Origin of the sequence: Mesorhizobium sp. B2-1-1, from assembly GCF_006442975.2 — a bacterium.
In the GTDB taxonomy this organism is placed as follows: Bacteria; Pseudomonadota; Alphaproteobacteria; order Rhizobiales; family Rhizobiaceae; genus Mesorhizobium.
On record NZ_CP083955.1, the window covers coordinates 104907 to 124008 of the forward strand.

The 19102-nt window shown below is 63.3% G+C and carries 20 protein-coding genes and 1 pseudogene; 16 read left to right on the plus strand and 5 right to left on the minus strand.

Features of this window, described 5'->3' with window-relative positions; translation table 11 throughout:
* The first annotated feature begins 46 nt into the window (after positions 1-46).
* The 11 genes from FJ972_RS28245 (at position 47) to FJ972_RS28295 (ending at position 8792) form a co-directional block, all read left to right on the plus strand.
* Positions 47-373 (plus strand): DUF736 domain-containing protein, encoded by a 327-nt coding sequence (locus FJ972_RS28245; protein WP_140523014.1) that lies wholly within the window; start codon positions 47-49, stop codon positions 371-373.
* Positions 374-660: 287 nt separating this feature from the next.
* A complete protein-coding gene (locus tag FJ972_RS28250) occupies positions 661-942 on the plus strand; it encodes a helix-turn-helix transcriptional regulator (RefSeq protein ID WP_140523012.1) in 282 nt (93 codons plus the stop codon).
* Between the two features lie 17 nt (positions 943-959).
* A complete protein-coding gene (locus tag FJ972_RS28255) occupies positions 960-2015 on the plus strand; it encodes a replication initiator protein A (RefSeq protein ID WP_140523010.1) in 1056 nt (351 codons plus the stop codon).
* A complete protein-coding gene (locus FJ972_RS28260; protein WP_140523433.1) occupies positions 2012-2503 on the plus strand; it encodes a DUF2840 domain-containing protein in 492 nt (163 codons plus the stop codon). Before FJ972_RS28255 ends, FJ972_RS28260 begins: the two co-directional genes overlap by 4 nt.
* Complete coding sequence (locus tag FJ972_RS28265; protein ID WP_140523008.1) at positions 2500-3045, plus strand: S26 family signal peptidase; 546 nt, start codon at positions 2500-2502, stop codon at positions 3043-3045. Before FJ972_RS28260 ends, FJ972_RS28265 begins: the two co-directional genes overlap by 4 nt.
* Before the next feature lie 35 nt (positions 3046-3080).
* Positions 3081-3410: a DUF736 domain-containing protein gene (locus FJ972_RS28270; protein WP_140523006.1), complete on the plus strand. Its 330-nt coding sequence runs from the start codon at positions 3081-3083 to the stop codon at positions 3408-3410.
* A complete protein-coding gene (locus FJ972_RS28275; RefSeq protein ID WP_140523004.1) occupies positions 3407-4183 on the plus strand; it encodes a lytic transglycosylase domain-containing protein in 777 nt (258 codons plus the stop codon). Before FJ972_RS28270 ends, FJ972_RS28275 begins: the two co-directional genes overlap by 4 nt.
* Before the next feature lie 243 nt (positions 4184-4426).
* Positions 4427-6166, plus strand: a complete 1740-nt coding sequence (locus tag FJ972_RS28280; RefSeq protein ID WP_140523002.1) for a relaxase/mobilization nuclease domain-containing protein — start codon at positions 4427-4429, stop codon at positions 6164-6166.
* Between the two features lie 21 nt (positions 6167-6187).
* Positions 6188-8179: a conjugal transfer protein TraG gene (locus tag FJ972_RS28285; protein WP_140523000.1), complete on the plus strand. Its 1992-nt coding sequence runs from the start codon at positions 6188-6190 to the stop codon at positions 8177-8179.
* 5 nt (positions 8180-8184) lie between these two features.
* On the plus strand, positions 8185-8640 hold the full coding sequence (locus FJ972_RS28290) for a CopG family transcriptional regulator (RefSeq protein WP_140522998.1): 456 nt from the start codon (positions 8185-8187) through the stop codon (positions 8638-8640).
* Positions 8641-8651: 11 nt separating this feature from the next.
* Positions 8652-8792 (plus strand): hypothetical protein, encoded by a 141-nt coding sequence (locus FJ972_RS28295; protein ID WP_181165445.1) that lies wholly within the window; start codon positions 8652-8654, stop codon positions 8790-8792.
* Here the strand turns inward: FJ972_RS28295 and FJ972_RS28300 are convergent, their stop codons facing one another.
* Together FJ972_RS28300 and FJ972_RS28305 are read right to left on the minus strand one after the other, a co-directional pair.
* Entirely contained in the window at positions 8793-10118 is a 1326-nt protein-coding gene (locus FJ972_RS28300; RefSeq protein ID WP_140522996.1) for a type II toxin-antitoxin system HipA family toxin, read from the minus strand. It abuts the gene before it with no gap.
* Positions 10118-10372 carry a helix-turn-helix domain-containing protein gene (locus FJ972_RS28305; RefSeq protein ID WP_064982438.1) on the minus strand — a complete coding sequence of 85 codons (255 nt, stop codon included), beginning with the start codon at positions 10370-10372 and terminating at the stop codon, positions 10118-10120. The genes FJ972_RS28300 and FJ972_RS28305 overlap by 1 nt, the downstream gene beginning before the upstream one ends.
* Positions 10373-10770: 398 nt before the next feature.
* Here FJ972_RS28305 and FJ972_RS28310 point away from each other — a divergent pair.
* Positions 10771-11065 (plus strand): annotated as a pseudogene (locus FJ972_RS28310) (type IV secretory system conjugative DNA transfer family protein); the annotation flags it as partial.
* Positions 11066-11126: 61 nt separating this feature from the next.
* Here FJ972_RS28310 and ehuB read toward each other — a convergent pair.
* A complete protein-coding gene (ehuB, locus tag FJ972_RS28315; protein WP_140522994.1) occupies positions 11127-11999 on the minus strand; it encodes an ectoine/hydroxyectoine ABC transporter substrate-binding protein EhuB in 873 nt (290 codons plus the stop codon).
* A 251-nt stretch (positions 12000-12250) separates the two neighbouring features.
* Positions 12251-12718, minus strand: a complete 468-nt coding sequence (locus FJ972_RS28320) for an Lrp/AsnC family transcriptional regulator (RefSeq protein ID WP_140522992.1) — start codon at positions 12716-12718, stop codon at positions 12251-12253.
* 124 nt (positions 12719-12842) lie between these two features.
* On the opposite strand from FJ972_RS28320, the gene FJ972_RS28325 reads away from it, so the two are divergent.
* From FJ972_RS28325 to FJ972_RS28335, 3 genes are all read left to right on the plus strand, one after another.
* Positions 12843-15224: a transketolase gene (locus tag FJ972_RS28325; protein ID WP_140522990.1), complete on the plus strand. Its 2382-nt coding sequence runs from the start codon at positions 12843-12845 to the stop codon at positions 15222-15224.
* Positions 15225-15353: 129 nt separating this feature from the next.
* Positions 15354-16292 carry a kinase gene (locus FJ972_RS28330; RefSeq protein ID WP_411909481.1) on the plus strand — a complete coding sequence of 313 codons (939 nt, stop codon included), beginning with the start codon at positions 15354-15356 and terminating at the stop codon, positions 16290-16292.
* The gene (locus FJ972_RS28335; RefSeq protein WP_140522988.1) at positions 16286-17359 is read left to right on the plus strand and encodes a PLP-dependent cysteine synthase family protein; all 1074 of its coding nucleotides are present in this window, start codon (positions 16286-16288) and stop codon (positions 17357-17359) included. The genes FJ972_RS28330 and FJ972_RS28335 overlap by 7 nt, the downstream gene beginning before the upstream one ends.
* On the opposite strand, the gene FJ972_RS28340 is transcribed toward FJ972_RS28335, so the two are convergent.
* Entirely contained in the window at positions 17354-18616 is a 1263-nt protein-coding gene (locus FJ972_RS28340; protein ID WP_140523428.1) for a threonine synthase, read from the minus strand. The two genes, FJ972_RS28335 and FJ972_RS28340, sit on opposite strands and share 6 nt — an antisense overlap.
* A 201-nt stretch (positions 18617-18817) precedes the next feature.
* On the opposite strand from FJ972_RS28340, the gene FJ972_RS28345 reads away from it, so the two are divergent.
* Complete coding sequence (locus tag FJ972_RS28345) at positions 18818-19084, plus strand: helix-turn-helix domain-containing protein (RefSeq protein WP_140522986.1); 267 nt, start codon at positions 18818-18820, stop codon at positions 19082-19084.
* Positions 19085-19102 lie beyond the last annotated feature (18 nt).

Consider the following 19102-nt stretch of genomic DNA (forward strand, 5'->3'; position numbering starts at 1 on the left):
GAGGCCGCATGGTGCGGGCTCGGAAACGAAGAAACGGAGACTGAAAATGGCTACCATCGGCACTTTCAAGAAGACCAATGCGAACGAGTTCACCGGCGAGATCATCACCCTCAGCGTCCAGGCCAAGGGCGTGCGCATCGTCCCCGACACCCGGGCCAGCGGCGAGAACGCTGCAAGCCACCGCGTGGTGGTCGGCAAGGCCGAAATCGGCGCCGCCTGGTCCAAGCGCTCCAACGAGGGCCGCGACTATCTCGGGCTCAAGCTCGACGATCCGAGCTTCACCGCCCCGATCTACGCCAACCTCTTCGCCGACGAGGAAGGCGAGGGCCATAGCCTCATCTGGTCCCGCCCCAACCGCCGCAACGGCGAGTGAACTGGCAGACGCCTCGCCCGGTGTCGGGCGAGGCGCCTTCTGCCGGTGCCGCGGAAGCTTTCCGCGCCGCCGGCTGCCATTACCGGCTTCCTGTCGTCTGATGCGCGACGCCGTGGAGATGGTCGAGCGCGGCTGTTCTCAATGGCTGCGCGCCGGCGCCACTGCCTGAAGGCCTCTTGGCGGTGCGAAATAGCGCCCCTCAATTGCGCACCTGATCACCGTCTCCACACTCTTCCATCCTGGCCATCGATCGCCGTTCAATCTCGACGGCCGCAAGGAGACACCCGATGAATGCCGACGCCGCGCCATTGCCGCCGCGCTACCTGCGCACTTCGGAAGCTGCGCATTTCCTCAGTCTTTCGGCGCGTACGCTGGAGAAACACCGCACCTACGGCACCGGGCCTGCCTATCGAAAACTCGGCGGCCGCGTCGTCTACGCCGTCGACGACCTCCAGGCCTGGGTGCAGCGCGGCGCGATGACGTCGACATCCGATCCGCAAGGCTCGGTGCTGCCCGCCAAGCCTCAAGCCGCCCGCCTGATCGCCTATGCCGGGCGCGAAAGGCGCTGACACGGCTGATCTCCCCTATGTCGGCACGACCACGCCAACCATCGGAACGCGGACAGCTTGATCTGTTCCACGCGCTGCCCGGTGTTGTCGCGCCACGCGATGCGCAGGACCTCATGGCCTATCCCTTCTTTTCCCTCGCCAAATCCAGGCGCATCGCGCCCATCGACTTTCGCGCCGGCGATGTGGCTATCCGTGTCGAAGCGATGCCCGACCACGGCATGGCGACGATCTGGGATGCCGATATCCTGATCTGGGCCGCAAGCCAGATCGTCAATGCGCGGGACGCCGGATTGCGCACTTCGCGCCTGATGGCCGCGACGCCATACGAAATGCTCACCTTCGTCGGCCGCGGTGTCTCGAAGCGAGACTATCTGCGCCTCAAGGCGGCGCTCGATCGCCTGCAGTCGACAAGCGTCGTCACCTCCATTCGCCAACGCGCCGAAGGCCGGCGCCATCGCTTCTCGTGGATCAACGAGTGGCAGGAGCGCTTCGATCGAAACGGCCACCCGCTCGGCGTCGAATTGATTTTGCCGGATTGGTTCTACCGCGCTGTTATGGACGATGCGCTCATCCTGACGATCGACCGCGCCTATTTCCGCCTGACGGGCGGTCTGGAGCGCTGGCTCTATCGGCTGGTGCGCAAGCATGGCGGTCGCCAGCACTCCGGCTGGCGTTTTGACATCAGCCACCTGCATCGCAAGTCCGGCAGCCTCTCGCCGCTCAAGCGCTTCGCCTTCGAACTGCGTGGCATCGTGCGCCGCCAACCTTTGCCGGGATACCTTCTGTTCACGGAGGTCGAAGCCAGCGGCCGTGTGCTGTTGGCTTTCGAGCCGGCGCCCGGATCAGTGGACAGGGTCGTGCCATCAGGAACCCGGACTATCGTGCCATCGGGAACCGGATCCTCGTGCTTTCGGGAACCGCGATCGGCCCTAAGCGGCGGGGTCGACACGGAAAATCGCGCTCTTAACTTAGAGTCTAACTCTCAATCTAACAGTCTTGCGCGCAAGCCGTCGACTGGCAGTGAGGGGCAGAAGCGGCGGTGCGCTGGCTGGCGCAAGGGAGACGACACATGACGTCGTCTACCCAATCGACGCCGCGCGACGACCTCACGACGGTCGAGCTGATCTGGATCGAGAATCGGATTGAGCATCGCATCCGCTTCGGACGTCCTGCCCATGAGACGATCATCGACAAGCGGCGCCGCGTCGTCGGATTTGCGCCAGGCAGTGTTTTTGCGTTCGTGCGCTGGGCGGCGAATGACTTTGGCACTGTTGTTTCGCGCATCGACATCGTGCGCGCGGTCTTGCCCGCTGAAGCGTATCAGACTCTGCCTTACATCCGGCCAGGCGGCGAGATCCTGCTCAAGATCGCAGGTTGGGACAAGGTCGAGCGGGTTCTCCAACTGATCGATGCGGTCGAGGCGATCGGCCTCGATCCGGTCGAGGCCGCACCGGGCTATTGGCGTCAGACCCACAACCGTCTGATTGCGGGCGGAAGGCCGCGTGCCTATTCGCTCGAGCAGCACCGCGCCTTTCTGTTGCGCAAGCGGGTGACTTCATGAGCCGCACCGCCTGCATAGCCGCGGCACTTGCAGCCGTCACCGCGACGGTCGCTCCCGCTGTCGTGGAGATGCCGCAGCTGCTGCTGTGGAACGCGTCGGCCAGCGCGCCACTCGGGCTTTATGCGATCAGGAACATGGCCGTCCCCACGGCCGGCGCGCTCGTTGTCATCGAACCGCCAGACAAGGTCGCTCGGTTCGCCGCCGAGCGTGGCTACCTTCCGCTCGGCGTGCCGATGCTGAAGCACATCGAAGGGCTTCCTGGGCAGCAAGTCTGCCGTCTCGGCCGCCTCGTCACGGTGAACGGGCTTGCGCTGGGTGCTGCACTGGAGCGCGACCGCAAGGGGCGCGCGCTGCCGGAATGGCAGGGCTGCCGCATCATCGCCGCCGCCGAAATCTTCGTCATGAACCGGAAGGTCGGGGAGAGTCTCGATGGCCGCTATTTCGGCCCGTTCCCGGCGAGCTCGATCGTCGGGGCCGCGCTGCCGCTTTGGACCGACGAGAGGGGCGATGGCCACTACACCTGGCTCGCTCCGGCGAACTGAAATTCAGTCCAGCCAACAAGAGAAGGAGATAATCCATGGCCGAGATCGGCGTCTTCCAGAAAACAGATTCGGGTTACTGCGGGCGGGTTCGAACGCTGCTCGTGGATGCCGAGCTGGTGCTTGTGCCGACCACAATATCTGACGGCAAAGCGCCGGATTTTCGTATCCACATCGGTGACGGCGGCGGCCCCGAGGTGGGTGCGGCCTGGAAGGAAACCGGACAGACGGTTGGCGACTATCTGTCGTGCCGGTTGGAGGACCCGCTGTTTGGCCGGCGCTTTCGCGCCGGTCTCTTCCGAACCGACGACGGCTCCTGGTCTCTGCGCTGGATCCGGCCGAAATCGCGGCCGGAGCGTGCTCGATGAGTGGGCCATCGGCGCCGAAACGTGCGGACGGAAGCCGCCCCGTCAGTCGGTTGCCTGGTCGGCGAGAGGCACTCTGGCTGATCGGTGGCATGCTGATCGTCTGTCACGCGATGACGGGGGCGCTGGCACAATCCGCGCCGGCCTCCCGCAAATCCGCGGACGATCCCTATGCCGCGCCTATTGCCGAGGCGTCGCATCGCTTCCGCGTTCCTCAGCGCTGGATACGGGCAATCATGCACGTCGAAAGCGCCCGCGACCCGCGCGCCGTGTCGCGAAAGGGCGCCTTGGGCTTGATGCAGATCATGCCCGCAACCTTTGCCGAGCTGCGCCTTCGTCACCAGCTCGGCCGCGATCCCTATGATCCGCGCGACAACATCCTTGCCGGCACCGCCTATCTTCGCGAGCTGTATGATCGATACGGTTCACCGGGCTTTCTCGCCGCCTACAACGCCGGGCCAGGGCGTTACGAAGCCTCCTTGAAGGGCCGTCCGCTGCCGGCTGAGACCCGGGCCTATGTTGTCACGCTTCGCCCTTTCTGGGGCGGCGGTGATGCGCCCGGCGCACTCACCGCCGGCCATGCCAAGGCCGTCAGCTGGACGGTTGCGCCGCTGTTCATAGTCCCGTCCGGGTCAATGGCCGCTTCCGGTCTTCCGGCTGGCGAAGACATTTCCGTCGAGGTTTCGTCGTCACCGTTGGTGCGCAAACTTTTCGCGGCCGGTTCGCGGCCGCGCCAGCTGTTCACAGGGTCCGACGTCCGGACATCGCAGCGATGACGAAGTCTCCGTCAGGTCGCCCCCTGGGGTCTCGTTTGACGTCGCAGCCAATGAGGCGAGTCGGGCACGAGGTAACAACCGAGGGATGGCAGGATAAAAGGGCGCACATTGCGCGGCGGTCTGGTGGTTGTTCTTGCTTGATTTTCTGGCGCGTTCCGCACATTGCCGGCCATCGGCGCAATGTGTATGAAGCAGCCAGCATATTGTATTTGCTTTTCTTTTTCCACATTGCGGTGCCGCGCCATGGCTGATGAGCGCGAGTTTCGCATTCGACCCGGGCGCATCCGCTCCACGCGCGCCCAGCAGGCCCGGCCCTTCATCGCGCAGGTGTTGGCCGCGGCGAAAAAGGCCGGCGGCGGTATTTCGCGCTCGGGCCGGATTGTACAAGCAAGCCGCTCCCGCTTTGGTCACGGTCAGCGCGCCAGCATCCAGGCCAACCGCCTCATCACCTCGCGATCGCGCGGCGCCGTCGTCAAGGCGCGAGTCGTCCGTCATTCCGTGCGCGCCGCTCCACTTGGCACTCACCTCAACTATCTGCGCCGCGAGGGTGTCAGCCGGGACGGGGAGAAGGGGAAGCTGTTCGGGCCGGGAACGGAGAATGCCGATGGCGCTTCCTTCGCCGCTTGCGCCAAGGACGATCGTCACCATTTCCGCTTCATCGTCTCGCCGGACGACGCTCTCGATATGGCGGACCTCAACGCCTTCACCCGCGATCTGGTGGGGCAGATGGAGAAGGACCTCGACACGCGGCTCGACTGGGTGGCGGTCGATCACTGGAACACCGAGCATCCCCACATTCACCTGATCGTGCGTGGGGTTCGCGACGATGGCCAGGATCTGGTCATCGCGCGTGACTACATCAAGGAAGGCATGCGCGACCGGGCTCGCGATCTGGTTACCCAGGAACTGGGTCCGCGCACCGAGCTCGATATCCGCCACTCGCTCGAAAGCCACATCCAGTCCGAGCGGTGGACGCAACTTGATCGGCAGTTGCTTCGCGACAGCCGTGACAGCGGGATCATCGATCTCGCGCCATCTCCCCAAAGTCAACCGGACGAGTATCACGCTCTGAAAATCGGTCGCCTGCGCAAGCTCGAGACCCTTGGTCTTGCCCAACAGGCCGGGCCTGGCCAATGGGCAATCGACGAACGGGCCGAAGCAACACTGCGCGAGCTAGGCGAGCGCGGCGACATCATCAAGCGCATCCACCGCGCGATGAGTGCGGCTGACATCGAGCGTGGCTCAGCCAATTATGTCCTGGCCGCGGAGAGCCTGGAGACGCCGGTTGTCGGCCGGCTGGTCGATCGTGGGCTCGATGACGAACTGATCGGCACGGCCTATGCCGTGGTCGACGGCGTCGACGGACGCACCCATCACATCAAGCTCTCCGATCTGGAGGCCGCTGGCGACAGCGCACCGGGATCGATCGTCGAGCTGCGAAAATTCGATGATGCGCGCGGGCAGCGGCGAGCCGCGCTCGCCGTGCGCTCCGACCTTGGAGTGGATCAGCAGATCACGGCATCGGGTGCGACCTGGCTCGACCGTCAGGCAATCGCGCGCGAACCGGCCGCCCTGGCCGAGGCCGGCTTCGGCGCCGAGGTTCGCGACGCCCTCGACCGGCGCGCCGAACATCTTGTCAAACAGGGGTTCGCGGAGCGCCAAGGCAGACGGGTCGTCTTCACCCGGAACCTGCTCGACACGCTGCGACGTGCGGAACTGGAGACGCTGGGCGACAGGCTCGCCGCCGACACCGGAAAACCCTTCAAGCGCGCCGCCAGCGGAGACTTTGTTGCCGGCACCTATCGCCAGCGCTTGGCGCTCGCCTCCGGCCGTTTCGCCATGATCGACGACGGACTAGGCTTCCAGCTCGTCCCCTGGACGCCCTCACTCGAAAAGCATCTCGGCCAGCACGTCTCCGGTGTCGCACGTGGCGACGGCGGCATCGACTGGAGCTTTGGCCGCAAGAAGGGTCTCGGCCTCTGACACTGGAAGAAAGGAACAACCATGTCCGCCACGAAAATCCTGTGGGGCCAGATCCTCACGGTCTTCCTGATCGTCCTCTTGACGACCTGGGCGGCGACACAATGGACCGCATGGCAACTCGGTTTCCAGATGGGGCTCGGTCCGCCCTGGTTCGAGATCGCCGGGTTGCCTGTCTACTATCCGCCCGCTCTGTTCTGGTGGTGGTATTTCTACGACGCCTACGCCCCGTCTATCTTCGGGAAAGGCGGATTGATCGCCGTGTCCGGTGGCTTCCTCTCGATCATTGTTGCCATCGGCATGTCGGTGTGGCGGGCGCGCGAAGCCAAGACTGTCCAGACCTACGGGTCGGCGCGCTGGGCCGAGAAGCGAGAGGTGGAGGCAGCCGGCCTAATCGATAACGATGGTGTCGTGCTCGGGCGCTATGACCGCCATTATCTGCGTCACGACGGGCCAGAGCATGTGTTGTGCTTCGCCCCGACCCGGTCCGGCAAAGGCGTCGGCCTGGTGGTGCCTTCGCTTCTGACCTGGCCGGGCTCGGCGATCGTCCACGACATCAAGGGCGAGAACTGGCAGCTCACCGCGGGCTTTCGCGCTCTGCACGGTCGCGTGCTGCTTTTCGATCCGACCAATTCGAGATCGTCAGCCTACAACCCGCTTCTGGAAGTCCGCCGCGGCGAATGGGAGGTTCGCGACGTGCAGAACATCGCCGACATTCTCGTCGATCCGGAAGGGAGCCTGGAGAAGAGGAACCATTGGGAGAAGACCAGTCACGCGCTGCTGGTCGGCGCGATCCTCCATGTTCTCTACGCCGAGCAGGACAAGACGCTCGCCGGCGTCGCGGCCTTCCTCTCCGATCCCAAGCGCCCGATAGAATCGACGCTTGCCGCGATGATGAAGACCGCGCACCTGGGAGATGCCGGCCCGCATCCGGTTATCGCCAGTGCGGCGCGCGAGCTGCTCAACAAATCCGACAATGAACGCTCGGGTGTGCTCTCCACCGCGATGTCCTTCCTCGGTCTTTACCGCGATCCGGTTGTCGCCGGCGTGACCCGGCGCTGTGACTGGCGAATTTCCGACATCGTTGCGGGGACGCAACCAGCAACGCTCTATCTCGTCGTGCCGCCTTCGGACATCAACCGGACCAAACCCCTTATCCGCCTCATCCTCAATCAGATCGGTCGCCGCCTCACCGAGGACCTGCCTACCAAGACAACCCGCCACCGGTTGCTTCTGATGTTGGACGAGTTCCCGGCGCTGGGCCGCCTCGACTTCTTCGAGAGCGCGTTGGCTTTCATGGCCGGCTATGGCCTGAAAAGCTTTCTCATCGCGCAGTCGCTCAACCAGATCGAGAAGGCTTATGGCCCCAACAACTCGGTCCTCGACAACTGTCATGTCCGCGTCAGCTTCGCCACAAACGACGAAAGGACCGCCAAGCGTGTCTCAGACGCGCTCGGCACGGCAACCGAAATGCGGGCGATGAAGAACTATGCCGGTCACCGGCTTTCGCCGTGGCTTGGGCATCTCATGGTGTCGAGGCAAGAGACTGCACGGCAGTTGCTCACTCCTGGCGAGATCATGCAGCTTCCGCCGACCGACGAGATCGTCATGGTGGCAGGCGCGCCGCCGATCAGGGCCAAGAAGGCGCGGTACTATGAGGACGCCAGTTTTAAGGAGCGCGTGTTGCCGCCACCCGAACTGGCGCGGTCCGGAGAGGCCGAGCCTGACGACTGGAGCGAGTTGCCGATCCTGGCTCACTTGGAGGTCACGCACGTTTCCGGAACGCTACAGCAGGGCGATGGCGATCCAACGGGATCGGAGCGCCGCCTGCAAGCCGAACTCAATCGGGCGCAGGCCGTCGAGAGGGCGGCGCCGATTGAAGACGAATTCGATATGGGACAGGACGACGATGCCGACGACGACGATGATGCCGTCCGCAACCGGCGACTGGCGCGCCTCATGCAGGGCGTTGCGCGGCAGGTTTCCCTGGATCCCGATGACGGCATGGAGTTGTAGGCGCCATGATGGCTCGCAAAAAGAAGGCGCAGATTTCCGTCTATCTCGATCAGGCCATCATGACGATGCTTGGCGATTATGCGGCGCGGCGCGATCAACCCCAATCCATGATTGCGGAAGCCGCACTCGCTTCCTTCCTGTCGCCGGATGGGGATGAACGTCGCGAGGCCGCTATCGCCAAACGCCTCGATCAGGTTGATCGCCGCCTGGCCAGGCAGGAGCGCGATATCGGCATTGCGGTCGAGACACTGGCGGTGTTTGTCCGTTTCTGGCTCGCGACAACGCCAGCGTTGCCCGAGCCCGCCGCCCAGGCCGCGCGCGCCAAGGCGGCCGAGCGCTACGAAGCCTTCGTGACCGCCCTGGGCAGGCGCCTCGCGAAGGGGCCGAAACTGCGACAGGAGATTTCCGAGGATATCAATCCGATGGACACCGCGAAAACCCACCCTGACGGAGTTGGCTAGCTTGGAGCCTGATGGCCATGTTCATCATGATGATGGGTATACTTGACGCCGGTGGCGGTCACGCGACGACAATGTTTGTTGGACCGAAGAAGACGATGATGATCAGCAGCGGCTGGCGAGCAAGTCCCGGCAGCCGGTTCGTCGCACCTTGATCAATCGATGGCATCAGCCTTGTTATCGGCGAGGAGAGCCGCCCGCTTGCCGATAGCCGACTTGACTGCGTCGACAAGCTGTTCAGGAAAGCCACGCGGCAGCGAGACGATCACCTCGTCGGCCTGCTTTTCCACGTTTTCAGCAATGTCATCGAAAATTCTGCGCATGACAGGGGTGCCCACACCGGCAATGTCAGCGGTCTGCAGGAAGTGGCGTGGCATGATGTCAGGTACCGAATAGTGCCTGTTCTTGCCGACCGACATTGCCAACTTGAATTTTTGGTGCGGAATCTGGCCGGTATCAAGGCTGGGCTGCGCGGTCAGCACGTCGTAAAGGGGCGTCATGCGGAATCGTCCGCCAGGGCTCAAAAAAATACTGAAATTCTTGGCGTGGCCGTCGGTCGCGCCAATCAGCCAGAACAAGATGCAGGTGCGCAAGAAGGTGGCGATGCCTTCATCTGGCGTATCGCTACCCTTCAAGAGCTCGATAATCTCGCGCATGCCGGGACCGCCATCCGACTGGTACTTGCGCGTCGGCGGCACTGACAGCGCCTGACAGATATCTTCCTGCGGTAGGCGCAGGAGGCGGCCGTCGCGGGCCCACAGCCGGTCGAAGCGTTCTACGATCAGCGTGCGGCGTTTGCCGAAGTCAGCGATCTGCGCCTGGGCGGCGGGAACGCCAAACGCTTGCAGCAGCTTAAGGCACAGATACTCGTTCTCGACGCTGTTGGAGAGATCGATGCCGTTCGGCAGCCGGCCGGTCTGCGGCTTCAGGATATGGGTGGTCGCTGCCGTGCCGATCGGTTTGAACCAGCCTCCGTCCTTGCGCAGCAGTGCGGTCTTTTCCTGCGCGCCGGCAATCGAGATGCGAAAGTCCTCATCCTCGCCGAGGCCTAGCGGAGCGGCAGCAAGGTTCTCGATGATTCCGGCGACGTCCTGGTTGCTGACCGGCCTGCCTTCGAGACTGCCGGGAGGGCCTGGATCCATGCCATCAGGCAGGAATTGCAACGCGCCGACGCAGTCATGGCCGAGCGCAGCCAGCATGCTGTAGGCATCCGTGCCGTCGGCGCCGACGCGTTCGGCAACACGCCTGCGTATGGCGTCATTGTCCGGAAGCAGGTTGTCGAAGACGTTGGTCACCGGCGTGCCGATGTAGCGGTCTTCCCGCAAAGGAAGCGAGAGTGAGATCGGGAAGGTGCCTCGCCAGTCCAGCCATTCGCGGGCGTATTGGAAGTCGATGGCGCCCGTCGATTCCCTGCGCAGAACGCCCACCAGGCGCCCGTTCAGGAAGACATTCAAGGGAATGTGAGCCCGTCGCCGTGCCATTAGAACAGGTCCTCAATATCAGCGGAGCTGCCTTTGCTGCGCGCGCGCACGACGAGTTCAAGGTCGAGAGCGGAGAGGGCGGCCATCAAGGTGCGGAGTTGCATCGCAGGCTCGCCGGCCTCGAGGCGGGAGACCGTACCCTGGCGTAGGTGGATCTGGTTGCCGAGCGAGCCTTGCGTGAGCCCGGCGTTCTTGCGAGCGCGGCGCAGGATGGCTCCGAGTTGTTTTTCGTTGCGAGCGATCTGGTCTGTCATGATGGGTCTCCACGCCCGTAATATACGCGATCGCGTATTGATCGTCAATATACGGGGTTAGGTATAAAACGGAGATATACGCGATCACGTATGTAGGAAAGATATACGCGATCGCGTATGATGCCGTGTAGCTGGCAGCGGCGGTCTTGGCCCCAACTGAAACGAGCGGGACGATACATTCTTGAGACTTTGTTGAAGCACATCTCGCCGCCCGGTCGGGAACACATCAACCTAACTGGCGTCTACACCTGGGATACGGAACTTCAGATGGCGAACGGCTACGACGAGCGCGTCCTGAAAACCATGTATTCCTTGCTCACTCGCAGTCATTGCCCCTCGGCGAGGATCAAGGTTCAAGCGACACGAGCGTCTGCCCGAGCGGCTACGCCTCGAGTTACTTTCTCGAGGTCTGGCGTGGGGAATGGGAGGTCCGCGACGTACAAAACATCGCCGACATCCTGGTCGATCCCGAAGGCTCGCTTGAAAGGCGCAACCATTGGGAAAACACGAGCCACGCGCTGCTGGTCGGTGCGGTCCTGCATGTGCTCTATGCCGGACCGGACAAGACCCTGGCGGCGTCGCGGCATTCCTGTCCGATTCGAAGCGCCCGATCGAATTGACATGGCGGCCATGATGACGACGCCGTACCTGGGGGAGGGCGGTCCGCACCCGGTCATCGCCAGCGCGGGCCGCCGGCGCTAGCGCGGGGCCGCCCGCGCTGTTGATGCCAACTGGGTTCTGTTGCTGATGGCGTTCAGTTGGCGGCTCCGCACAATTGCGACCTCGTCAATCCTGGCGGCACGTTCTCCGTGGGGCCAAATCCGTACTTCGCCATGATGGTGGCGATCGTGCCATTCGACATGACCTTCGCCAGACCCCGATTGTAGAGGTCGCGCAGATCGCCATCGTCCTTCCTGAACGCGATCGCGATGTAGCTGATCGACTTCTCGTCCGTCGTAAACGGGCTGGCGCGCTCCAGATCGGGGCTCTTGTTGCCGGCAAGCAGCCCGATCACCGTCGGGGAAGAGAACAGAGCCGCGTCGATGCGGCCGGCGCGCAGTGCCGCGATGTTGGTCTCGATGTCGGGGAACTGCAGGATGCGGTCCTCCGGCACACCCTCGGTGATAGCGTTCTTGATGACGTTGCTGCCGCGGCCGCCGCCCATGATAGCGTCGGATTTCTTGGCAAGATCCGCATAGCTGTGGATCGCCTTGGGGTTGCCTGCGAGCACGATCGCCGCGTCGTCGGACCTCAGGTCGGGAGCGCCGAAGGCGACCTGCTGACATCGCTCCGGCGTTATCGACAGGCCCGACGCAACGGCATCGAAACGGCCGGCCATCAGGCCAGGGATCAACGCGCCGAACTCGGTGACCTCAAACTCGACCTGCTTGACCCCGAGATCGGCAAAGGCAGCCCTGAGAAGATCCGGATGCCAGCCAAGCAGCTCGCCGGTTCCCTCCTTCTTGTAGCCCCATGGCGAGCGGTTGTGGATGCCGATGACGATCCGCCCTTCCTTCAAGACGCGTTCTTTCGTGGTCTCTGCCGCTGCCGGCAGCACAGATCCAACAAGCGCGGCATAGGCGATGCAGGCCAGGCCAATCGCAGCCGATCGGGCTCGAAATTTCATCGGTGGGGTCCTCCCATGAGTTTGAGTTGCGCGAAGGCGTCCCGCCTCAGCCGCTCAACGCTACGGTCGGATGCGGTGCTTCGTCAATATATATGTACAAAATATGTACATATTGCGGACGGACTGGGGTGGGTGGATCAAGCCTGGCCGCTCGAGGAGATACACGCCCGACGTGAATTGCGATCGGGGTGACGCGGTCCCCCAACTCGCTTCCGCCGCTGAAGCTTAACCGACGCCGAATGACCGGTCGCCTAGACAGGCAAGACTTCCGAGCGCTTGACCTGGCCGAGCGCGAAGCTGCTTTCGATCGAGGCGATGTTGTCCAGCCGCGTCAGCTTGTCCTTGATGAACCGTTCGTAGGCCTCCAGGTCGCGCACCACGATGCGCATCAGGTAATCGCGCTGGCCCGTCATCAGATAGCAGTCGACAACCTCCGGCCAGCGCAGCACGGACTGAGAGAAGCGGTCGAGATCGTCTTCGCGTTGCCGTTCAAGCTTGATCGACGCGAAAGCGCTGATCGGCAGCCCGAGCTTCTTTTGGTCGACGACGACCGTATAGCCTTTGATGACGCCGGCGCCCTCCAAGAGCCTGACGCGCCGGGCGCATGGTGAGGGCGAAAGGCCGACGGCTTCAGCAAGGTCGTTCGTCGTCGCTTTTGCGTTCTTCTGCAGCGCGGCAATGATCTTCAGGTCGATGGCATCAAGCGTCGGATTTGGCATGTTTCCCTCGTCTGGCGTCATTATTGGCTGCATCAGCCAATATCATCGGTCGGCTTGCGTAAGAATAGTCACTTTTGAGAGGCAGAGGCAGCTATCGTTGAGACCCGACTGACAGGAGCCGACGATGACGATCCTCTCCGAACTCGAACGCAAGGTTCTGTGGCTGGCGGTCTGGATGATCCATCATGCCAATCATGTTCGCGGCTCGCAGGACGGCCTCAAGATTGGCGGACATCAGGCGTCCTCGGCGTCCGCCTCGACCTTGCTGACGGCGCTCTATTTCCAGATCCTCAGGCCTGAAGACCGTATCGCCGTCAAGCCGCATGCCAGCCCGGTTTTTCACGCCATCCAGTATCTGTACGGCAAGCAGACGCTCGAGCAGCTGCAGAATTTTCGCGGCTATCGCGGCGCGCAGTCATACCCGTCTCGAACCAAGGATATCGACGACGTCGATTTCTCGACCGGGTCGGTTGGACTGGGCGTGGCACAGACCCTGTTCTCCTCCCTGGTCCAGGATTATGTCAGGGCAAAGGGCTGGAACGCGGACCAGCCTGAAGGTCGGATGGTCGCCCTTCTCGGCGACGCCGAAATGGATGAGGGCAATATCTTCGAGGCCCTCCTCGAAGGCTGGAAGCACGGCCTGCGCAACACCTGGTGGGTCGTCGACTACAACAGGCAGAGCCTGGATGCGGTGGTGCGCGAAGGCCTGTGGCAGCGCTTCGAGTCCATCTTTCGCAACTTCGGCTGGGATGTGGTGATCCTGAAACATGGCACCTTGCAAAAGGCGGCCTTTGAGGAAGAGGGCGGCGAAAAGCTGCGGTCATGGATCGATGCATGCCCCAACCAGCTCTATTCGGCGCTGACCTTCCAGGGCGGCGCTGCATGGCGCCGGCGCCTTCTGGACGACCTCGGTGACCAGGGATCGGTGACCCGGCTGGTCGAGAAGCGCAGCGACGAAGACCTCGCCGCATTGATGGCAAATCTCGGCGGCCACGATCTGGCGAGCATCGTCGATGCCTTCGAGCAGGCGCGAGGGCATGATCGTCCGTCCTGTTTCATCGCCTATACGATCAAGGGCTTCGGCCTGCCGCTGGCAGGCCACAAAGACAATCACGCCGGATTGATGACACCGGCGCAAGTCGAGGCGCTGCGACAAGCCATGGGTGTCCGCCAGGGGCGTGAATGGGACATGTTCGAGGGCCTTGCATACGATGAGGCCGCGATCCGGTCCTATCTGGCGTCGTCGCCTTTCGCGCAGGCAGCTACCCGTCGCCATAAAGCCTCGGCCGTATCCGTGCCGGCACAGATACCCTGGCGCGCGCAGGTCTCCATGTCGACACAGCAGGGCTTCGGCCTTCTGATGCATGAGATCGCCAAGTCAGACAGCGATTTTGCAAAGCGTGTGGTCACCACGTCTCCGGACGTCACGGTCTCGACCAATCTCGGCGCCTGGGTGAACAGGCGAGGCCTGTTCGCGCGCGGCGACCAGGCGGACCTCTTCCGTGAAGAACGCATACCCTCCACCTTCAATTGGACGTTTTCGCCGTCGGGACAGCATTTCGAACTGGGCATCTCGGAGATGAACCTCTTCACGATGCTGTCGGCGCTGGGTTTGTCGCACTCGCTTCACGGCGAGCGGCTGCTTCCGGTCGGCACGCTCTACGACCCTTTCATCGAGCGTGGCCTCGATGCGCTGAACTATGCCTGCTATCAGGACGCGCGCTTCATTCTGGCGGCAACGCCCTCCGGCGTGACGCTGGCGCCAGAGGGCGGAGCGCATCAGTCGATCGCCACGCCGCTGATCGGCATGGCGCAGGACGGCCTGGCCGCATTCGAGCCGGCCTATGTTGACGAGCTGGCAGTCATCCTGCGTTGGGCGTTCGACTACATGCAGCGCTCCGGCGAGGCCGAGCCCGACGACCAAACCTGGCTGCGCGATCGTACTGGAGGTTCGGTCTACCTCAGGCTCTCAACGCGATCGGTCGAACAACCGTCTCGCCAGATGGAGGATCCGCTGGCGCGCGCCATCGTCGACGGCGCCTACTGGTTGCGCAAGCCCGGGCCCAATGCCGCTGTGGTGATCGCCTATTCGGGAGCTGTCGCGCCGGAGGCGGTGCAGGCGTTGGGGCTGATGGCCGGAGATCGGCGCGATGTCGGGCTTCTGGCCGTGACCTCGGCCGATCGGCTGAACGCCGGCTGGTCTGCGGCGGCGCGGGCGCGCCAGTTTGGCCATCCGCGCGCCACCAGCCATGTCGAGCGCCTGCTGGCTGGCCTCCCGGCCTCGTGCGCCATCGTGACGGTGCTGGACGGGCACCCCGCGACGCTCGCCTGGCTGGGATCGGTCCATGGCCACCGCACGCGCGCGCTCGGCGTCGAGCATTTCGGCCAGACCGGTACGATCGCGGATCTCTACCGGCATTACGGGATCGATGCGCAAGGTATCATGGCAGCAGTGCAATCGGTTTCGGCCGGCCGGCCGCTGCGGCACCTTGGCTCGGCCGCCTGACGATCCGCCAGCATCGCCTCGCGCCTGCTGGTACGGTAGGAGGCCGTCAATACCGGAATTCCTTGAGAGCCGCGGCCGATCGTCGGCGCCATCTTCCCGCATGGCGAGAAAAGCATGGGGGAGATGAAAATGGCCGAGGCCGGCGATGTCATGAGCCGTGAAGCGCTGCGGTCGCCGGTGAGAACAGCGACGGCAATGGCGCATCACGGCGAGCTCATCCAGGGCGTCTTCAAGGATGATGGCGGGCGCCTTCATCGCGGGCTCGTGACGCTGCCGATTGCTGGCTTGAGATCCGAGGCAAGCTTCGCCAGGAGCGACGGCGATGCGGTCGTTGTCCACCCCGATCATAAGGTCAAGGCGGCGGCAGCCGCGCGCCTCACGCTCGATTTTCTGAACGTCACTGGCGGCGGCGAGCTGACACTTCAAAGCTCAATCCCTGTGGGGCACGGCTACGGCTCATCGACGGCTGACGTTGTCGCTTCCATTCGCGCTGTCGCCGCAGCCGTCAACATCCAGCTGCGGGCGTCGAGCATCGGGCGTCTGGCCGTGGCTGCCGAGCGCGCCAGCGACGCGATCGCGTTCGATGAGCACGCAGTGCTCTTCGCGCAACGGGAAGGCATGGTGATCGAGAATTTCGGGGGCTCCCTGCCGCCGCTGCTCCTGGTCGGGTTCAAGGCAAATGGCGGGGTTCCGGTCGACACATTGCAGCTGCCGCCTGCACGCTACGACAGTACCGAGATCCAGGAATTCGGCGTGCTTAGGGCGCTGGTGGCGCGGGCGGTTCGCCTTCAGGATCCCTATCTTCTCGGACGTGCCGCCTCGGCCAGTGCGGTGATCAGTCAACGGCACTTGCCGAAACAGGGCTTCGGCGAGATCGCCGACATCGCCAGGCGAGCCGGGGCGTGCGGGGTGCAAGTCGCCCATAGCGGTTCGCTGTTTGGCCTGATTTTCGATCTTTTCACATCGAATCTGAAGCGACGGGCGGCCCTCGTCGCGCAACAGATAAGACGTGCCGGCTTCAAGGATGTCGAAGTTCACTTGGTCAACGCGGAGAGCTGGACATGGTGACCTTCGACGTGGACTATTTCAGGGACCTTGAGACCCCGCGCCTTGCTCTGCTGGCGCCCAATCTCGTGGCCGCTGCGTTCCCGCTGATGAAGCTGATGCCGGCCCGCTACATTCTGGATCGGGCAGCGTCGAATGGCGAACTGAAGGCCGGCTCCCATATCGTCGAGACGACGTCCGGCACATTTGGAATGGCGGTGGCGCTGCTGGCGGCGGCGCGTGACTATCGCCTTACGCTCGTCACCGCTTCAACGCTGATCGATGCCAAATACAAAGCCCGTCTGGAGCGCATCGGCGCGACGGTTATCGCCCTTGACGATCCGCGCGGCGATGGCAACCAGCCGGGCCGGCTGGAGCGCCTCAAGGAAATCCTGGCGAAGGAGCCGGATGGCTTCTGGACCCGCCAATACGACAGTCCGGGCAATTGGCTTGCCTATGCGCGGCTGGCCGAACTCTTTGTCCGGGCCATGGGCAGGATTGACTGCCTGGTCGGCTGCGTCGGCACGGGAGGCTCGCTATGCGGCACCGCCTCCTTTTTGCGAACTGTCTTTCCCCACCTGATGGTGTTTGCCGTCGATACCCATCGCAGCATTCTGTTCGGGCACCCTGTCGGCAAGCGCATGCTGCGGGGCTTGGGCAACAGCGTTCTGCCGAAAAATGTCAGGCATGAGCTTGTCGACGAGATCCATTGGGTTGGCGCCTACCCGGCGTATAGGAGCGCGCACCGCTTGCTGCGCGAGCATGGCATTTTCATGGGGCCGACCAGCGGCGCCGCCGCCTTGGTGGCGCAATGGGTTGCAACGACGCTTCCTGACGCGCAGGTGGCGGTGATCATGCCTGACGAAGGCCATCGCCATGCCGAGACCGTCTACAATGATGAGTGGCTTGCGGCGCTGCCTGGCTGGCCCTGCAAGGAACTGTCGGAGCCGAGGACGCTGACGACCATCGCACCGGCCGAAGAGACGCAATGGACGCGCTTTCTTTGGCTGCGTCGCTGCCTCGGCGATGTGCTGAAAACGCAGGCGGCAGGCGAAGTGCCACCGGTTGTTGGTGCGGCGGAAAATCTATGAAACGAGATCCAGCCCGTTTTTGTCGAGCCAGCGCCAGGCGTCGTGCGTCGTCTGGAAGATCTGGTCGTGTTCGTTCGATCCAACGGAGCGATCGAGGTCCTTGAGGCCGCTGGCTGTCACGACGGCCACGACACGGTCTGTGGCTGCGATGACACCTTGGTCCTTCAACGTCGATATCGCTATCAGCGGCGTGACCGAGGCCAGTTCGGCAAAGATTCCTTCCTCCCGCGCAAGGCGTTCCTGCATCGCGATCAGGCCGTGATTGCTGACGGGGACGGCATGCCCGCCGGATTCGCGCAGAGCCTTCAAGGCCTGAAAGGTGCTGCGTGGCGTGCCAATCGATACGGCTAGGCTGTCGAAGAGCATCTTGCGTTCACTCAACGCATCGGCGCCGCTGGCCAGAGCGTGCGCCAGCGACCCATGCACCTCTGCTGCGACGAGACGAGGCAAGCGCGTGATCGACCCTGCCGCGAACAGCTCGCAAAAGCCAGCCCACACGCCGGACAACGCATCACCATAGCAGACCGGCAGGACGCACCAGTCTGGCGCCGTGCCATTCGATTGCTCGACGATCTCATAGGCGATCGTCTTGTAGCCCTCGATGCCGAGTGGATGGCTGCCGACGACCGGACCGTGATAGGGCGATGCGATGAACCAGTCGTAACGGGCAGCCGCCTGTTCAAGCAGCGACCATCGGTCCATTTTGTTGACCAGGGGCAAGACCGTCGCGTCATACTTTCGGATCTGCGCCAGCATCGCGCCGGCCGACCCCGCGAAAGTGGTGACGACGCATTTGAGACCAGCTCGAGCGGCGTAGGCCGCCAGCGAAGCGCCGGCGTTTCCCGATGAGGCGGTCGCGACGATTTTCGCGCCACGTGCGCGCGCCACACTGACCGCGATGGTCGAGAAGCGGTCCTTGTGCGACCAGGTCGGGTTTCGGCCTTCGTCCTTGATTGCAAGGTCCGGCACGCCCAGAAACGCGCCGATGCGCGGTGCGGCAAGCAAAGGTGTCAGACCCTCGCCAAGGCTCACCGCGTCGGCTTCTGTGCAAGGCAGCATATGCGCAAAACGCCACAGCGAGCGCGAACTGGTGACGCCGTCAAAGGGATGGAGGTGCGGGACCGCATAGACCGGACGAAGATTTGCCGGCGCGGTGTCTTGGCAGTGGGCGCATCCCCTGGAGTCGATGGTGACGTGCGCAGGCGAGGAAGCGCCGCATCGGATGCAGACGAACTCCAGGACACGACCTGCGTCCATACCAGGCGGCTTTTGCTCGCCCGAGAGATGCGCGGACATGTTGTGTGCGAGGTCGCGAAATGGCCGGCTCGCCATGGCTATTCCTTATTCAGGAAACGAGGAATTCGCTTGTTGTTTCAACAGCCCGCAGCACGGCTGTCAATGCGGAATGTGCACTATAGTGTGTCGCACCACAGTGCGCGTCGTAGCATCCGTTGTTGGATGAAACTTCGCGGCGTTTTCGGCCTAAACGTGCAGCGGCTTCGCAGAGAGCGAAAACTCTCTCAGGAGCAGTTGTCTTTCGTTTCGGGCCGCACGCGCGCCTATATCAGCAGCGTCGAAGCCGGGCGGCGCAACGCTACGCTTGATACAGTCGAAATTCTGGCCAAGGCGTTGAATGTCGAGCCACAAGAGTTGGCTTCAGCAAACCCGGCAAGTAAGCACGCTGTTCGGGTGACGAAGCCGGCCGCCTCAAAGTCGAATGAATGAAGCCGGACTTCCGCAATT

What these genes read in the sequence shown, in the direction of transcription:
- FJ972_RS28245 (WP_140523014.1), top strand. Translation starts at nt 47, where the DNA reads ATGGCTACCATCGGCACTTTCAAGAAGACCAATGCGAACGAGTTCACC.
- FJ972_RS28250 (WP_140523012.1), top strand. Translation starts at nt 661, where the DNA reads ATGAATGCCGACGCCGCGCCATTGCCGCCGCGCTACCTGCGCACTTCG.
- FJ972_RS28255 (WP_140523010.1), top strand. Translation starts at nt 960, where the DNA reads ATGTCGGCACGACCACGCCAACCATCGGAACGCGGACAGCTTGATCTG.
- FJ972_RS28260 (WP_140523433.1), top strand. Translation starts at nt 2,012, where the DNA reads ATGACGTCGTCTACCCAATCGACGCCGCGCGACGACCTCACGACGGTC.
- FJ972_RS28265 (WP_140523008.1), top strand. Translation starts at nt 2,500, where the DNA reads ATGAGCCGCACCGCCTGCATAGCCGCGGCACTTGCAGCCGTCACCGCG.
- FJ972_RS28270 (WP_140523006.1), top strand. Translation starts at nt 3,081, where the DNA reads ATGGCCGAGATCGGCGTCTTCCAGAAAACAGATTCGGGTTACTGCGGG.
- FJ972_RS28275 (WP_140523004.1), top strand. Translation starts at nt 3,407, where the DNA reads ATGAGTGGGCCATCGGCGCCGAAACGTGCGGACGGAAGCCGCCCCGTC.
- FJ972_RS28280 (WP_140523002.1), top strand. Translation starts at nt 4,427, where the DNA reads ATGGCTGATGAGCGCGAGTTTCGCATTCGACCCGGGCGCATCCGCTCC.
- FJ972_RS28285 (WP_140523000.1), top strand. Translation starts at nt 6,188, where the DNA reads ATGTCCGCCACGAAAATCCTGTGGGGCCAGATCCTCACGGTCTTCCTG.
- FJ972_RS28290 (WP_140522998.1), top strand. Translation starts at nt 8,185, where the DNA reads ATGATGGCTCGCAAAAAGAAGGCGCAGATTTCCGTCTATCTCGATCAG.
- FJ972_RS28295 (WP_181165445.1), top strand. Translation starts at nt 8,652, where the DNA reads ATGGCCATGTTCATCATGATGATGGGTATACTTGACGCCGGTGGCGGT.
- FJ972_RS28300 (WP_140522996.1), bottom strand. Translation starts at nt 10,118, where the DNA reads ATGGCACGGCGACGGGCTCACATTCCCTTGAATGTCTTCCTGAACGGG.
- FJ972_RS28305 (WP_064982438.1), bottom strand. Translation starts at nt 10,372, where the DNA reads ATGACAGACCAGATCGCTCGCAACGAAAAACAACTCGGAGCCATCCTG.
- ehuB (WP_140522994.1), bottom strand. Translation starts at nt 11,999, where the DNA reads ATGAAATTTCGAGCCCGATCGGCTGCGATTGGCCTGGCCTGCATCGCC.
- FJ972_RS28320 (WP_140522992.1), bottom strand. Translation starts at nt 12,718, where the DNA reads ATGCCAAATCCGACGCTTGATGCCATCGACCTGAAGATCATTGCCGCG.
- FJ972_RS28325 (WP_140522990.1), top strand. Translation starts at nt 12,843, where the DNA reads ATGACGATCCTCTCCGAACTCGAACGCAAGGTTCTGTGGCTGGCGGTC.
- FJ972_RS28330 (WP_411909481.1), top strand. Translation starts at nt 15,354, where the DNA reads ATGGCCGAGGCCGGCGATGTCATGAGCCGTGAAGCGCTGCGGTCGCCG.
- FJ972_RS28335 (WP_140522988.1), top strand. Translation starts at nt 16,286, where the DNA reads ATGGTGACCTTCGACGTGGACTATTTCAGGGACCTTGAGACCCCGCGC.
- FJ972_RS28340 (WP_140523428.1), bottom strand. Translation starts at nt 18,616, where the DNA reads ATGGACGCAGGTCGTGTCCTGGAGTTCGTCTGCATCCGATGCGGCGCT.
- FJ972_RS28345 (WP_140522986.1), top strand. Translation starts at nt 18,818, where the DNA reads ATGAAACTTCGCGGCGTTTTCGGCCTAAACGTGCAGCGGCTTCGCAGA.